At 41.8% G+C, this 691-nt stretch carries 1 protein-coding gene; it reads right to left on the bottom strand.

From position 1 onward, the window contains the following. Positions 1-176: 176 nt before the first annotated feature. Positions 177-446, bottom strand: a complete 270-nt coding sequence (gene rpsO, locus BTU61_RS08800; RefSeq protein WP_187540975.1) for a 30S ribosomal protein S15 — start codon at positions 444-446, stop codon at positions 177-179. Positions 447-691 lie beyond the last annotated feature (245 nt).

Genomic DNA, 691 nt, shown 5'->3' on the forward strand with positions numbered 1-691 from the left:
TTGTCCCAGCCTCTTTTTTGAGCTCGGGCTAAAATCCTAGCCAAAACAAAAAATCTCCCCGAAGGGAGATGAATCTGGTCTATTTTACCTTACGATGCTAGGAACCCTAGCCGAAGATTATACTTGAGTATATCGAGGCAAGGTGACAACGCAGCGTAAGTGGAAAATAGAGCAGATTAACGACGAAGTCCAAGAGAGTTGATCAACTCACGGTAACGGTTAACATCGTTTGTACGAAGGTAGGCCAACAAGTTACGACGGCGACCGATTTTCTTCATCAAACCACGGTAAGTAGCGTGGTCTTTTTTGTGTTCTTTGATGTGTTCGTTCAAGTGGTTGATTTCCCAAGTAAGGACAGCAACTTGTACTTCTACTGAACCAGTGTCACCTTCGTGACGTGCGTATTGTGCAATGATTTCATTTTTTTTCTCTTTTGAGATTGCCATGATAAGCTCCTTTTCTTTATGCTCTATCCGAGTGGCAGGTTTGGCATGGCCTGCTACCAAGAAAGAGTTAGTTGTCTGATCGACCTTCTTATTCTACCAAGATTTCATCTTTCTGTCAAACACTTGTGTTCCCTTCAAAAAAAAATTTTAAAGGGCGGATCCAAATTCAGGATCACATCATTCAGGTTTTAGGTCCTTTGGAGAAAAACAGTCTACAAAGGCAGTTAAAAAGAGACTGGGACAAA

The sequence above is a fragment of the Streptococcus lactarius genome, assembly GCF_016642265.1.
In the GTDB taxonomy this organism is placed as follows: domain Bacteria; phylum Bacillota; class Bacilli; order Lactobacillales; family Streptococcaceae; genus Streptococcus; species Streptococcus lactarius.

Bases quoted from the DNA above. Each gene is read 5' to 3' on its own strand.
- rpsO (WP_187540975.1), bottom strand. From the start codon at position 446: ATGGCAATCTCAAAAGAGAAAAAAAATGAAATCATTGCACAATACGCA.